6 protein-coding genes and 1 pseudogene are annotated in these 13,498 nt (G+C 74.9%); 1 reads left to right on the forward strand and 6 read right to left on the reverse strand.

The genetic code is table 11. From position 1 onward, the window contains the following. Positions 1 to 120: 120 nt before the first annotated feature. The 4 genes and pseudogenes from NDAS_RS22755 to NDAS_RS22770 all read right to left on the reverse strand — a co-directional run bounded on the left by NDAS_RS22755 (position 121) and on the right by NDAS_RS22770 (position 8,805). On the reverse strand, positions 121 to 2,682 hold the full coding sequence (locus NDAS_RS22755) for a ribonucleoside-diphosphate reductase subunit alpha (RefSeq protein WP_041552950.1): 2,562 nt from the start codon (positions 2,680 to 2,682) through the stop codon (positions 121 to 123). Between the two features lie 768 nt (positions 2,683 to 3,450). Continuing rightward, positions 3,451 to 4,022: pseudogene (locus NDAS_RS22760) on the reverse strand (hypothetical protein). Positions 4,023 to 4,051: 29 nt separating this feature from the next. Beyond that, entirely contained in the window at positions 4,052 to 5,776 is a 1,725-nt protein-coding gene (locus NDAS_RS22765; RefSeq protein WP_013155604.1) for an NYN domain-containing protein, read from the reverse strand. A gap of 197 nt (positions 5,777 to 5,973) precedes the next feature. Then, complete coding sequence (locus NDAS_RS22770) at positions 5,974 to 8,805, reverse strand: sigma-70 family RNA polymerase sigma factor (RefSeq protein WP_013155605.1); 2,832 nt, start codon at positions 8,803 to 8,805, stop codon at positions 5,974 to 5,976. 200 nt (positions 8,806 to 9,005) lie between these two features. Here NDAS_RS22770 and NDAS_RS22775 point away from each other — a divergent pair, with 200 nt between their 5' ends. Further along, positions 9,006 to 9,749, forward strand: a complete 744-nt coding sequence (locus NDAS_RS22775; RefSeq protein WP_013155606.1) for a hypothetical protein — start codon at positions 9,006 to 9,008, stop codon at positions 9,747 to 9,749. A gap of 263 nt (positions 9,750 to 10,012) precedes the next feature. On the opposite strand, the gene NDAS_RS28390 is transcribed toward NDAS_RS22775, so the two are convergent. Both NDAS_RS28390 and NDAS_RS22785 read right to left on the reverse strand, forming a co-directional pair. Further along, positions 10,013 to 11,128, reverse strand: a complete 1,116-nt coding sequence (locus NDAS_RS28390; protein ID WP_013155607.1) for a hypothetical protein — start codon at positions 11,126 to 11,128, stop codon at positions 10,013 to 10,015. A gap of 1,430 nt (positions 11,129 to 12,558) precedes the next feature. After that, positions 12,559 to 13,497, reverse strand: a complete 939-nt coding sequence (locus NDAS_RS22785) for a hypothetical protein (protein WP_013155609.1) — start codon at positions 13,495 to 13,497, stop codon at positions 12,559 to 12,561. Between the last annotated feature and the right edge of the window lies 1 nt (position 13,498).

Consider the following 13,498-nt stretch of genomic DNA (forward strand, 5'->3'; position numbering starts at 1 on the left):
GAGTCGTGGCTGGGTGAAGGGGACGGACGCCTCCGCGGCCCGGGGCCCGCCGGAGGGCGGGGGCGGCGTCATGCCGCCCCCGCCCTCCGGTCGCCGCACGGGGGTGCGCGGCCGCCGGTGCTACTGGCAGGCCTCGCACTCGGGGTCGTCGATCGAGCAGGCCTGGCCGTCGATGATCTCGAACTCGTCCTCGTCGGCCGCGCCGCCGGTGACGGGCTGCGGGTTCGGGGACGGGCTGGGCGCGGGGCTCGGCGCCGGGGCCGGGCTCGGCGCGGGCGAGGCGACCGGGGCCGCGGGGGTCGCGGCGACCGCGTTGAGGCGGCCGTCGGTGCCCTTGAGCGTGCTCTTCTCCACGTGGGTGGCGCTCTGCGAACGCAGGTAGTAGGTGGTCTTGAGACCGGAGCGCCACGCGCGGCGGTACAGCGAGTCCAGCTTCCTGCCGCTGGGGGCCGCCATGTACAGGTTCAGCGACTGGGCCTGGTCGATCCACTTCTGGCGGCGCGAACCGGCGTCCACCAGCCACTCGGGGTCGACCTCGAACGCGGTGGCGTAGAGGGCCTTGAGGTCGGCCGGGACGCGGTCGATGGCGCCGAGGCTGCCGTCGTGCATCTTCAGCGCGGAGACCATGTCGTCGTCCCACAGGCCGCGGGCCTTGAGGTCGCGCACCAGGTAGGGGTTGACCACGGTGAAGTCGCCGGACATGTTCGACTTGACGTACAGGTTGCGGTAGACCGGCTCGATCGACTGGCTCACGCCGGTGATGTTGGCGATGGTCGCGGTCGGGGCGATGGCCATGACGTTGGAGTTGCGCATGCCCGTGGTCTTGACGCGCTCGCGCAGCGAGTCCCAGTCCAGGGTCTCGCCCCGGTCCATGTCCAGGTCGCCGTCGCGCGACTCGGCCAGCAGGCGCAGCGAGTCGATCGGCAGCACGCCCCGGCTCCACAGGGAGCCCTCGAAGCTCTCGTAGGAGCCGCGCTCGGCGGCCAGCTCCATGGAGGCCTCGATGGCGTAGTAGCTGATCAGCTCCATGCTCTCGTCGGCGAAGGAGACCGCGCCGTCGGAGGCGAAGGGCGTGCGCAGCTTGAACAGCGCGTCCTGGAAGCCCATGAGGCCCAGGCCCACGGGGCGGTGGCGCATGTTCGCGCGGCGCGCCTCGGGGATCGTGTAGAAGTTCACGTCGATGACGTTGTCGAGCATGCGCACGGCGGTGCGGACGGTGCGGCGCAGGCGCTCGGCGTCCAGGCCGTCCGGGCCCACGTGCTGGGCCAGGTTGACCGAGCCCAGGTTGCAGACCGCGACCTCGTCGGCGCTGGTGTTCAGCGTGATCTCGGTGCACAGGTTGGAGGAGTGCACCACGCCGACGTGCTGCTGCGGCGAGCGCAGGTTGGACGGGTCCTTGAAGGTGATCCACGGGTGCCCGGTCTCGAACAGCATGGTCAGCATGCGCCGCCACAGGTCGACGGCCGGGAGGGTCTTGGAGACCTTGATCCGGCCCGCCGCGGCCTCGGCCTCGTAGTGGGCGTAGGCCTCGGCGAACTCGGCGCCGTACTTGTCGTGCAGGTCGGGGACCTCGTCCGGCGAGAACAGGGTCCAGCTGCCGCCCTGCTCCACGCGCTGCATGAACAGGTCCGGAACCCAGTTCGCGGTGTTCATGTCGTGGGTGCGGCGGCGCTCGTCACCGGTGTTCTTGCGGAGGTCGAGGAACTCCTCGATGTCGATGTGCCAGGTCTCCAGGTAGGCGCACACCGCGCCCTTGCGCTTGCCGCCCTGGTTGACCGCGACGGCGGTGTCGTTGGCGATCTTCAGGAACGGCACGACGCCCTGGCTCTTGCCGTTGGTGCCGCGGATGTGCGAGCCCAGGCCGCGCACCGGGGTCCAGTCGTTGCCGAGGCCGCCGGAGTACTTGGACAGCATCGCGTTGTTGCTGATGCCGTGGAAGATGGCCTGGAGGTCGTCGCCCACGGTGGTGAGGAAGCAGGAGGACAGCTGCGCCCGCACGGTGCCCGAGTTGAACAGGGTGGGCGTGGAGGCCATGAAGTCGAACGAGGACAGCAGCTCGTAGAACTCGATGGCGCGGGCCTCGCGGTCGTCCTCGTTGAGGGCCAGACCCATGGCCACCCGCATGAAGAACGCCTGCGGCAGCTCGTAGCGCACCTCGTCGCTGTGCAGGAAGTAGCGGTCGTAGAGGGTCTGGATGCCCAGGAAGGTGAACTGCTCGTCGCGCTCGGGGCGCAGCGCGGCGCCCAGGCGGGCCAGGTCGAACTTGGCCAGCGCCGGGTCGAGCTGGCCGAGGTCGATGCCGCGTCCGACGTAGGCGGCGAGGTAGGCGGCGTAGCGCTCGCCCATCTCGGACTGGCCGGCGGCGTCGGGGGCGCCGCTGATGAAGGTGAGGGCCTCGCGGCGCAGCTTGTCCAGCAGCAGGCGGGCGGCCACGTAGGAGTAGTCCGGGTCGACCTCCACGAAGCTGCGGGCGGCCATGACCAGGGCGAGTTCCACCTCGGCGTCGGAGATGCCGGGGTAGAAGCCGCGACGGGCCTCGGTGAGGACCTTCTCCGCCGAAACACCGGTGAGCCGCGCACAGGCCTCGGCTACGACGTGCTCGATCCGGTCGACGGCGGCAGGGGGGTTGCCGTCCTTGCTGGACCGAACGGATGCGGGCACGGCCTCGACGTCAAGGGTCATACAGCGGCTCCAACCTCGATAGAAGAGTCCCGGCGGGGAGGGGACGAGAAGCGAGGGTCGCGCGGCGCTCCCGGCGGACCGGCGCACTGGGTGCGCGCGGTCGTCCGGCCGGCGGGCCGCGGCGGCTCGTTCTCGAAGCCCCGTCGTCGGCACACACTCAGGTGTGCATCACCGGTGGCGGGTGGGCGGGGACCACGGCACCGGGGTTCCGCGGGGGTTCCCGGTACCTGTGACGGCCTCTTCTTCCACTCACCGCTGCGGGGACGGCCCGGCTCGTACCGGGTCCCCTCTGCCTCACCCCGAGGGGTGAACCACCAGCGGGAGAGATACTACATCTAGGGGATGGTGCGTTGGAACACCGCAAGATGATGGCGTGTCATCGATTTCTCAGGTTCTTCGACGATTGTCGAACACACCCTGGGGGCGTGGTATGAGGGGCTCTGGGAGGCCCGTCGGCGCGAGGGCTGAGCGCCCCGTCGGGGCGGCCCTGAGGCGGCCCGACACAGCCTAGGTCGTCGCCGGGGGCGCCCGCACCCGACCCTGCCCGTGCCGCCGCCCCAGTCGGCCCGCAACGCCCGCGCACGGGGGCCGCACGGCTCCGCGGAACCTGGCGTACCCGATCCTGCGGCCGCGGCCTCGGGGCGTCGCGGAAAAGCACTCCGGGCGGAGTCGGCCCGGGCGTGTCGCGGCCCCCGGGAGGGAAACGTCGGAAACCTCACTCACCGGGGTCGGCGCGGGCCGCGGGGGCGGGCGAGCCCGGCGCGGCCCTCACCCGGCGTCGAGCCGCCGGTCCAGGGCGTCCTCGTCCAGGCCCAGGTCGACGCGGACGCGGAACCGGATCCGCAGCAGCTCCAGCAGCAGGTCGTGGACGTAGGGCGAGGCGTCCAGGCCGAGGAAGCGGTGCGCGCCGACCGTGGCCCACCGCTCGGCGCCCTCCAGGTCGTCGTGCGCGTACAGCGCCTCGGCGACGTGGATGTAGGTCTGGAGCCCCGGGGTCGCTCGCTCTCCAGGCGTTCGAGGTGGGCGTAGGCCGTCCCGACCTCGTTCAGTTGCAGCAGCGCACCGGCGCTGAGGGCGCGCGCGTCGATCACCGTGGGGCCGCCGTCGTCGATCGCCCTCTGGTAGGCCGAGCAGGCGCGCTCGAACTCCTGGGCGATCTCCCACTGCTCCCCCGCGCGCACGAACAGCTCCGCGCGGGAGATCTCGCTTCCGGCGTCGACCCGGTTGGCCAGGTCCATGAGCTGGGCGGCGACCCGTCCGTGCTCACCAGACCGGACGGCGTGGAATTCCAAACGGTCGAGTTCTGCCGTCGTCACGTGGGTCAACCGCATCGCCCTCATCACCTACTCGCACTCCCCGCGCAAGGATCTCAGGGCCTGGCACGCTCCAGTGCCTGCCAGAACCCCTGGCGCAGTCCGTCCCGGACCTCGTCACGCAACAGGTGGTCGATCGGCAGCGAGGAACCCTGGAGCAGACGCGCCTCCAGGTCGGAGGGCATCCGGGGCCTGCGGGCGAGGACGGCCTCGACCCACAGGGCGGGCGCCTCGCGGGCGATCGACTCCGCGAAGTCGTTCCCTTCTTTGCGCGCAACATGCACCGCTTCGTCAACGGTATGCGTGGCGGGACGCGTCTGCTGGGGATATCCAGGACTGGGACGCGGTTCCCGGTAGTCGCCGGCGGCGAACCGGCTGTCTTGTTCGGGACCAGTAGGCTGCGGTCCCCCGTAGGAGGGGGCCGCCCCACCGCGTTGGGCGGTGTCAGTTTCCGTACTGGTCCCATAGGTAGGGTTTGCGTCGTTCGCACCCCCGAAGCCGGGGTTGTCCCCCGGGCCGAACCTGGGGTCCTGGGGCGGGGCGCTCCTCTGCGGTGGCGCGTGCCCCGGTTGCCCGTGCCCCGGCTGCCCGCCGTGCTGGCCCGGCTGGCCGTGCTGGCCCGGCTGCAGGGACTGCCCCTCCTGGGAGAAGGAGCGCTGCGGCCCGGTCCCGCCGGCGAAGGACTGCTGTGGCCCGGTCCCGCCGGCGAAGGACTGCTGCGGCCCCGTCATGTGCTGCTGCGGGGGCGGTGCCTGTCTCGCCGGAAGCCCGTAGCCCGTCTGGTCGGCCCCGCGCAGCGACTGGTGCCCCCCGGTGACGGGGTAGCCCCCCTGGCCGCCCGGCGCCGGGTGCCCCCCGGTCATCGAGGCGCCCGGATAGGCGCTGTTGCCGCCCACGTTCGGCGGGACCTGGCCGCCGGAGGGGAACCCGTTGGCGTCGATCGGGCCGGACTGCTGGTTGTCCGTGTTCGGCCCGGCCAGGTGGTCCCCGCCGCCGCGCTGCTGGGCGAGGGACCTGCGCATGGCGCGCAGCTGGTCCATGGCGCTGCCCTGGGGGGCGGGCTGTCCGCCGGTTCCGGCGAACATCGCCTCCAGGCCCACGGCGGACGAGGAGGCCGCCTCCACCCGGCTGCCGCCGGGCTGCGCCGTCGCGACGGGCTGCCTGGGGGTCTCGGGCGCCGAGCGGGCGCGGCCGTTGGAGAACGGCGTGGTGGTCTTGGCAGCGGTCTCCTGGGCGGCGCCGCCGCTGGAGAGCAGGTTGACGTGCGGGCGCAGGTGGCCCGCGCCGATCTCGATGAGGTCGTCGCACTCGCGGCGCAGGGCCCGGGAGATGGTCCAGTTGCCCTCGACGGAGACGTGCACGACCGTGACGCGCACGCCCATGTCCTGTACGTCGGCCACGACCGGCGCCATGTCCTCGTCCCCGCTGACCAGGACGGCGTCGCACAGGACGCCGGTACGGGCCAGCGTGGTGAGGTCGCGCTGGACGTAGCTCTCGACGCCCTCGCGGCGGCCGGGCCTTATCCGCGCGCCGCGGAACTTGATACCGGGGATGTCGGCGATGCCGTCCTGCTCCTGGGTCCGCCGGTCGTCGGCGACCGCCTCGTACCAGTAGCAGCGCAGGAGCGGCAGGCCGGTGCGGTCCCGCGCGACCTCGTTGAGGAACTGGACGAGACCGGTGTAGTCCCAGGAGACGGAGTCCCGGTTGCGGGTTCCGTGCACTGCCATCGCGCCGTCCGCGAGAAGGTACCCCGCGTCAACGAACAACGCGCAGCGGTCCACTGGCACCGACCCCCTTCCCTGTTGTCTCTGGGCCATGTCCATGACCGGGCCACAGCCTAGCCAAGTCTGTCTGGTTTTGCGTGCCCCTTCTGAACACACAGAGTTATTGGACTGCTACACACAGGCGGTTTTCCTGAGGGCCCCGGGGCTCCGAAGCGGCCGGACAGGCCCGGACGGGGCGGGTGGAAGCCCGTACCTCAACTACGCATGGGGGCCGTCAGGACCACTGCCCCCACCATCACGGCGTCCTGTTCGGTCAGGATTCGGATGTCCGTTTCTCGGCCAAGTACTGAGTCGAATCGGACCACGTCGGTGCCGAACGCGAGCGGGTCGCCGACCGCGCCGCGGGCCGAGCCGGTGAACGCGTTGTCCGTCCGCCCGTAGCCGCCGACCGGCTCCGCCGCCGCGCCGTCCACGGTCACCCGGTCCCCGCCCAGGTCGGGGTCGCCCTCCCAGGCCACCACGTCGATCCGGGCGGGTACGGCGGCGGGCAGCAGGCCCGACACCGCGAAGGGGCCGCCCCCGCCGCCGTGGAAGGAGACCCGGGTGTCGTCGAGGACCATCACCTGGTTGCGGGTGCCCACCCGGGGGTCCTCCAGCACGACCACGAGGCTCCAGCCCGCGTAGTGGCCGCGGCCCTCGCTCACGGGGGCGTCGCCGACCCACCACTGGCCGCCGCCCTGGGCCCGCACCAGGTCCGTGACCTCGGCGAACGCCTGGTAGGCGGGGTAGCCGGGCAGCTCGGCGACACGGTTGCTGGTGGCCTCGACGGTGCGGTAGTCCGTCATGCCCGGTCCCCTGACCCGGACGGAGGGGGCGTCGGGGGTCCCGGTCCCGGAGAAGTAGAGCCCCGCCCAGCGCACCCCGCCGCCCTCGGGGAGTTCCCAGGTCGCCGAACTGGAGGAGGTGGTGGAGGGGTCGTCGTCGGCGTCCAGCGGGACCATCGTCCAGTGGTCGTTGTCCAGGCGCGGCCCCTGGCGCAGCCTGGCCCGGGCGCAGGGGCCGTCCTGGGCCTCGGGAGCGCCGTGGAACCCGGGGCCGTCCTGCGCCCGGGGAGCGTTCTGTGCCTCGGAGGCGCCGTGGGACCCGGGGGCGTGGTGGGCCACCGTCGCCGGGCCGTGGCCGCCGTGCCGCGCCACGCCTTCGGAGAACGGTCCGCGCGCCGTTTCCGTGGGCACGTTGTTGTCCGGCGCGCCCACCGTCCCGTCAGGAGCCCCTTCGCCCTCTTCCCGACCAGGGACCGCATCCTCCTCCATGGTCGCCTCGGCTTCCGGCGGCTCCGGTCTCGGGGGCGCGGGGGCGCCCGGAGCGGGGGAGGACTCCGTGCCCGGCTCGGTCCCGGGACCCTGCGGACGCGGGTCGGGGACGTCCGGGGCGTACGGCCAGTCCCACCACGGCCACGGCCAGCGACCCCTCGGCTCCGGTTCGACGCAGGTCATCAGGGCGTTGCCGACGCTCTCCGCGCGTACCCGGCCCGCGGTGGCGTAGCGGGCCGTGACGCCCTCCGCGCTCACGCCCCGCTCCCCCGTCGCCTCGGCGGTCACGCCCGCGGCGGACACCGACACCGTCGCCGGAACCCCGACCTCGGCGTCCGGGGCCACGCGCACGTCGATGAACTGGGTGCCGTCCTCCCCCGCCGCCATCCCCGGGTGGGCGCAGCGGCCGCCCCCGCTGCCCGCGGAACAGCTCCAGTCGCCGTGTCCCACCGCCCTGGGAAGCGCGTTTCCCGCACCGCCGGAGGAGACCATCTCCACGCCCGGCGGCAGGGTGAGCTGGGCGACGACCTCCTCGGCCGCGCCGCCGCCGATGTTGCGCACGTCCAGGACCATGATCCCCTCGCTGCCCGGGAGCAGGGAGCCGACCGGGTCGATCCCCGCGGCGAACCGCGGCCCGGGCTCCTGCGCCACCTCCTCCTCCGGCACGTCGGCGGGCGGCACCGCCGGGACCGGCTCGGCGGGCTCGGGCCGCTCGTCCGCGTCGGGGCGCGGCCGGTCGCTGGCCGGAGGAGAGGGCCGCGGCGCGTCCGGAGCGGGCTCGGGCTCGTCCGGAGCGGTCGGCGCCGGAGGCTGCTCCCACGGGGCCGCCGCCGGGGGCGGCTGCTGTTCGGGAAGCGGTTCCGGCGCGCTGGTCAGGGCCAGGGCGACCGCGACCGCCACACCGGCCGCCGCCGTGCCTCCGGCCGCCGCCTGCTGCTGGCGGCGCGACATCCTCCCCCACCAGGCGCCCCCGGCGGGGGTGGCGGAGAGGTAGCCCGCCGCCCCCGCGCCCGCCACCAGCGGCAGGACGACCCCGCGCAGGCCGACGTTGACGTCGGTCAGCTCGGCGTAGACCGCGCGGCAGTCGGCGCAGCCGTCCATGTGCCGGTCGACCTTGGCGGTGTCGCGCCTGGACAGCCCCTCCCTGACGTGGGCGCCGAGCAGTCCGAGGGTCGGGCGGCAGGCCTCGGCGGCGTTCCCGCCCGCCAGGTGCATCTGGAGGTAGGCCTGCCGCAGCCCCTCCCGCGCCCGGTAGGCGAGGGCGGCGACGCCGTTCGGCTTCATGCCGAGCACGTCCGCGACCTCGGCCGGTTTGGCCCCCTCGATCTCGGTGTGCCAGAGCACCGACTGCCAGCGCTCGGGGAGCGAGAGGAAGGCCCGGGCGATGAGGGAGCGCTCCAGCCCTTCGAGCGCGGGATCGACGAAGGGCTGGCCGGGGACGAGGCTCTCCATGTCGTCGGTGACGACCTGGCGCCTCTCCCCGCGTCCCCGGTCGTAGGCGGCGTTGCGGACGGCGGTGAGCAGGTAGGGGCGGAAGGAGTCCTGCGGGCCCCCTCCTCGCTGGATGACGCTGAGCACGCGGGTGAACGCCTCGGCGGCGGCGTCCTCCACCTCCGCCTCGCCGCGCAGCAGTTGCCGGGCCAGTCCGCGCGCCGCCGCGGCATGGCGCTCGTAGAGGGTGGCGTAGGCGCCGGTGTCGCCGTCCCGCACCCACTGAATCAACTCACCGTCACCGACCAGAGTCTCTGTGTGATCGTCGGGGACGTCGTTCACCCGGCGTCCTTTCTGGGGAGTGTGCGCCGCGGTCCGGGGAGGAGCCCCGGTCCGGCGCTGGAGGACACGTGCTCGAAAAATATCCCGCATTCGCGTCACAGCCGCCACCGATCTCCGTAATCAGGGGTGAGGGAGGACGGAACGCGCCGAGCGGACGCGGACCCGCCTCCGCGACAGGACCGACCGACGGGAGCGGCGCCATGGGAGATGCCGAGGTGAGGACCGGGACGCGGGACCGTACCGCCCGTGCCCGGGAACTGCGCGCGCCGTGGGGCCGGCGGAGCCGGGAGGCGGGGTGGGACCCGCCCGAGAGCTGGTGGACGCCCGCCGTGGACGCGGTGTGCGGGGCCTTCGCGGCGGGGGACGACCTGGCCGGCCCCTGCGGGCTCCTGGGCGGGGCGCGGGCGCGTTCGGGGGTGGGGATCGGGCAGAGCCTGGACGACCTGTCGGCGTTCACGTCGGTGGCGGGGTGGCGGAGCCCGCCGCCGGTCCTGGTCCGGGCGCTGGCCGAGGGGTGGGCGGACGCGGGGCGCGGGTGGCAGACCTGCCAGGACCCGCTGACCGGCCTGGCCACCGCGGAGTACCTGCGGACCCGGCTCGGTGAGCTGTACCGGCACACCGGCGACGGGGCGCCGCCCGCCTCGGGGCACCGGCTCGTGGTCGTGGCGCTGGATCCGGGGATCGACCCGTGGCGGCGCACCGCGCGGTTGATCGTGCTCGGCCACGAACTGCGCGGGTTCTTCACGCGCGGGGAGTCGGTGTGCCTGCTGGCCCGGGGTCGGATCGCGGTGGTGGCCCCCGAGTCCGCGGACCTGGACCGCGAACTGGACGCGCTGCGCCGGGGGACCTGCTGGGAGCACGGGGCGGCCGTGTGGACGGTGCCCCTGCCCGCCAGCCACGGGGAGGCGTTGTCCCTGTTCGGGGGGTTGGAGGACAGGAGATGACCTGAGGACGCCGTCCCAGCGCCGCGAGGCCCCGGCCCGAGCGGCCCGGCGCGGGACGGCAGAGCCGACCGGACCGGTGCTTCGCCGAGGGGACGGACCCGGACGGTCGGCGCCCGCCGGACCGGGTTGTCCGGGTCCTCTGGCCCGCGCAAGGGCGGCCCGTGGACCGGACCGGCGGATGGGGGGTGCCGTACGGCGTCCCCGGAGGCGCGTCCGCAAGGGGAGGCGGGCGCGCCTCCCCCTGCTGTCACCCGACCGCGGGTTCACCCCAGGTTGAGGCGTCCTCCGGTCACCGCGAAGACGGCCCGGCGCCAGGGGGAGGCCGGGACGCTTTTCACCGCGGCGATCCTCTGCTCGTATCCGCCCTGGACCGGGGTGCGCCCGTCGCCCACGGCATCGATCCAGGACTCGATCCCCCGTGCCAGGGGGTCCTGTGCCGGAAGGGCCTGTGCCGGAGGGTCCTGCGCGGGCGGGGGGTTCGCGGCCGGGGCGTACGGGGTCGGCGGGTCCGGGCGGTCCCCGGTGTGCGGGACGCCCTGATCGGGTTCCGGCTGCCCCACGCCCGCGTAGGGCGCGGCCGGAATGTCCGCGAACCTGGTGGGCTCCAGTGGCCGGTCGCCGTAGGCGGGGTAGGCAGCGCCCTGCTCCGGCTCCCGGGCTCCGGGAGGAGCGGACTCCTGCCCGGCGCCCGGTGAGGAACGCTCGGCGGCCGCCGCGGAACCGGCCTCCCCCGGCGCGGGTCCGCTGACAGCGGTGCCCGCCTCGAGGGGAGCGCCGGTGGGCTGGGCGGGGTCGGTGGGTCCGGAGTCCTCGGCCAGGGCCTCTCCCGCTCCCGTGCCCGGCACGGACGTGCCGGAACCGGGAGCGCTGTGGGAGACGGCTCCTCCACCGGTGTCGGAGGAGTCGGCCTCCCCGGACCCGCGAGCGCCGTCGGATTCGGGCCCGGCTGGCCGGATGCCCGTGCCCGCGACGGGGGCGGCCGTCTCCGAGGAGTCGGCCGGGTCCGCCTCCACGGGCGGCGGAGCCTGGACGCGCACGGTGTCCGTGTCGGGGCGCACGGGTTCGGGGACCCCGAGGGAGGACTCGGTCTCCTCCGGGCCGCCGGGTTCCGCGGCCTCCGGCTCGGGTGCGAACAGGGAGACGCCCTGGTACAGCGGGGAGCCGTGTTCCTGTGCGGCCTCGGGGGCGGTAGGGGCGGGTGGGGTCTCCGAGGCCGTTGAGGACTCCGGTGAGTCCGGTTCCTCCCCGGTCCGCGGGGCCTCCCTGCCCTCCTCCCGCATCTTGCGGGCGCGCCGGTCGGCACCCATGACCAGGAAGACGTCCGTCTCCTCCGCGTCCGGGTCCGGTGAGTCCTCCTCGCCTCCGGGGTTGACGGTCACGGGGTCCGCTGGGCGCGGCGGACCGACCCGCCGGGGCTCGCGGGTCGCGCCGGGGGGTCCCGGCGGGCGCGACGCCTCGGAGGCGGAGGCCGTACCGAACCAGGCGCGGGCGGGCGGGACCTCCTCGCGGGACCGGGAGGCCGAAGGCGTGTTCTCGTGCGGCTGTGCTTCCTGTCCGTCCGGCGGTCTCCGGCTGCCCGGCCGCTCCCGCTCGCCGGGCGGCTCCTGGTCGCGCGGCGGCTCCGGCCGCGGGGCGGGCGAGGGGTTCGCGGGAGGCGCCGGTGGCGCGGCGGGAGGAGCGGCCGACGCGCTCCGGTCCACGGGCACGGCCGGGTCCGGCTGCGGCTGCGGCTGCCATGGCGCCTGCTGCTCCGGAGGCTGCGGCCACTGCGGGGGCCGCGGCCACGATGCCCGCTGTTCCGGCGGGCTCTGCGCGGGACCGGGCCCGTACTGCTGGGGTCGCTGAGGCTGCTGGGGTTGCTCGGGAGGCGCCGGAGGCTGCTGGGTCGGCGGTGCGGGCATGGGCGTCCCCGACAGGAAGGCCTCGGCTACCGAGTCCTGCGCGAAGGTGCGCGGCGTCGCCGTTCCACCGGGCGGGGTGGGGGGCCGTTGCGGACCCGAGTGGCCCGCCCAGGGCGCGTTGGGGCCGGTGGGCTCGTACGGCCTCGGCGGCTCGACGGCGTAGGGCGTCGGAGGAAGCGCTCCCTGTCCCGGATAGCCCGGCGCGCCGCCGGGCGGGGTGCCCTGGCCGTGTCCGGGCGCTTCGGGGAACCAGCCGCCGGACGGGGCTGGTTGGGGGCCGCTGGGCCCACCCTGCTGGCCATACGCGTACTGGGGACCGCTCGGAAAGCCCTGGCCGGCGGCGGGCTGCTGAGGCCCGCTGGGAGCGCCTTGCGGACCACGGGGATACTGCCCGCCTGGAGAGGCCTGCGGACCACTCGGCGCAGCGTTGGCGCCCCCCTGCTGGCCGTACGGGTGCGCCGTTCCCCGACCCGGGTACGGCGTGTGCGGGAAGGGCCGCTGGCCGCCGGACGGCTCGCCCCGCCCCGGTTCCGGCCACCGTGCGGCGTCCTGACCGGCGGCGGACTCCGATCCGCTCGGGACGGCGCCCCCTCCCGGGAAGCCCTGACCGGCGGCGGGCCGCTGCGGCCCGCTCGGCGCCGCGTCGCTCCCCCACTGCCCGGCGTCGTGGCCGCCGGACGGCGCGGGCTGGCCGTGCACCGGCCCGGGGTGCCGTCCCGGTTCCCCCCACGGCGCCTGCCGCCGACCTCCCTGGTCGGGATCCCCGTGCACGGGAACCCCCGGTTGCCAGCCGGTCGGGTTCCCGGCGTCCGGCGGCGCGTCCGGGTTCCCCCGGCCGTCGTGCTCCTCCCGGGTCTCCTGCTCCCCGGGAGGGGTCCCCCGTTCCGGTTCGGGTCGCTGCTCCACGGCTACTCCCCTCCTTCGACGCGGGTCCGGACCGGCCCGGCGCCGTCCACCGAACGGTCCAGCGCCTCGGCGGCCACCAGCTGAACGGTCCGGTGGGTGGCCTCACCGATGAACCCGGGGCGTACGACCGTGCCCTGGGCCAGGTGCCGGTCGTGCGGCAGGACGATGACGCCCGCGCCGCTCTCGGCGATGATCCCGGTCGTGCGGGCCACGTCGAACCCCGGGTCCTCACGCCGCCGCTCGTCGAAGACGACCACCACGGTCCGCCGTACCTCGTCCTGTCTGCCCTCCGCGACCAGCAAATCCAGCTCGCGCCCGACCCGGATCGCGGCCTCCCGGGTCGCGCGGACCACGCGCACCCGTGCGTGGGCGGCCCCGCCGACGGCCTCCACGAACGCACCGCCCGACTCCCCGGCCACGAGGGTCACCCCGAAGAACCGCGAGATCGGCAGCAGCCCGGACATGTAGGCCCCGGCCCCGCCCGGGGCGGCCCGCACCGTCCACAGGCGCTCGTTGGCCTCGCCGAGACTGGCGCGCACCGACTCGAAACCGGTGGGGTCCACCCCGTCCAGGTCGCCGGGCTCGTCCAGGCCCAGCCGCTCGGCCAGCGACGGCGCCCGACCGGTGGCGTCCACGGCCAGCACCCGGTCGTGGCGGAAGTGCGCCAGCGAGCGGGCGACCAGCGCGGTCACCACCGACGCGTCGGCGCCCGACCCCAGGTCGTCCACGACGATCCGGCGCCCGGTCGAGGTGGGGCGCTGCAACCGCCTCCCCAGCTCGATGGTGTCGGCCACCTCGTCCGCCGCCCGGAACGGGCGCAGCGCCGCCCGGCCGACGCGGCGCACCCAGCCGTCACCGCGCACCGGCCGCGTCCCGGAGGCGGCCGAAGCGGCTCCGGCCGGAGAGGCCCCGCCCGGGGCCCGCGTCTGTGAGGCGTTCATC

The organism is Nocardiopsis dassonvillei subsp. dassonvillei DSM 43111 (assembly GCF_000092985.1).
Classification (GTDB): Bacteria; Actinomycetota; Actinomycetes; order Streptosporangiales; family Streptosporangiaceae; genus Nocardiopsis; species Nocardiopsis dassonvillei.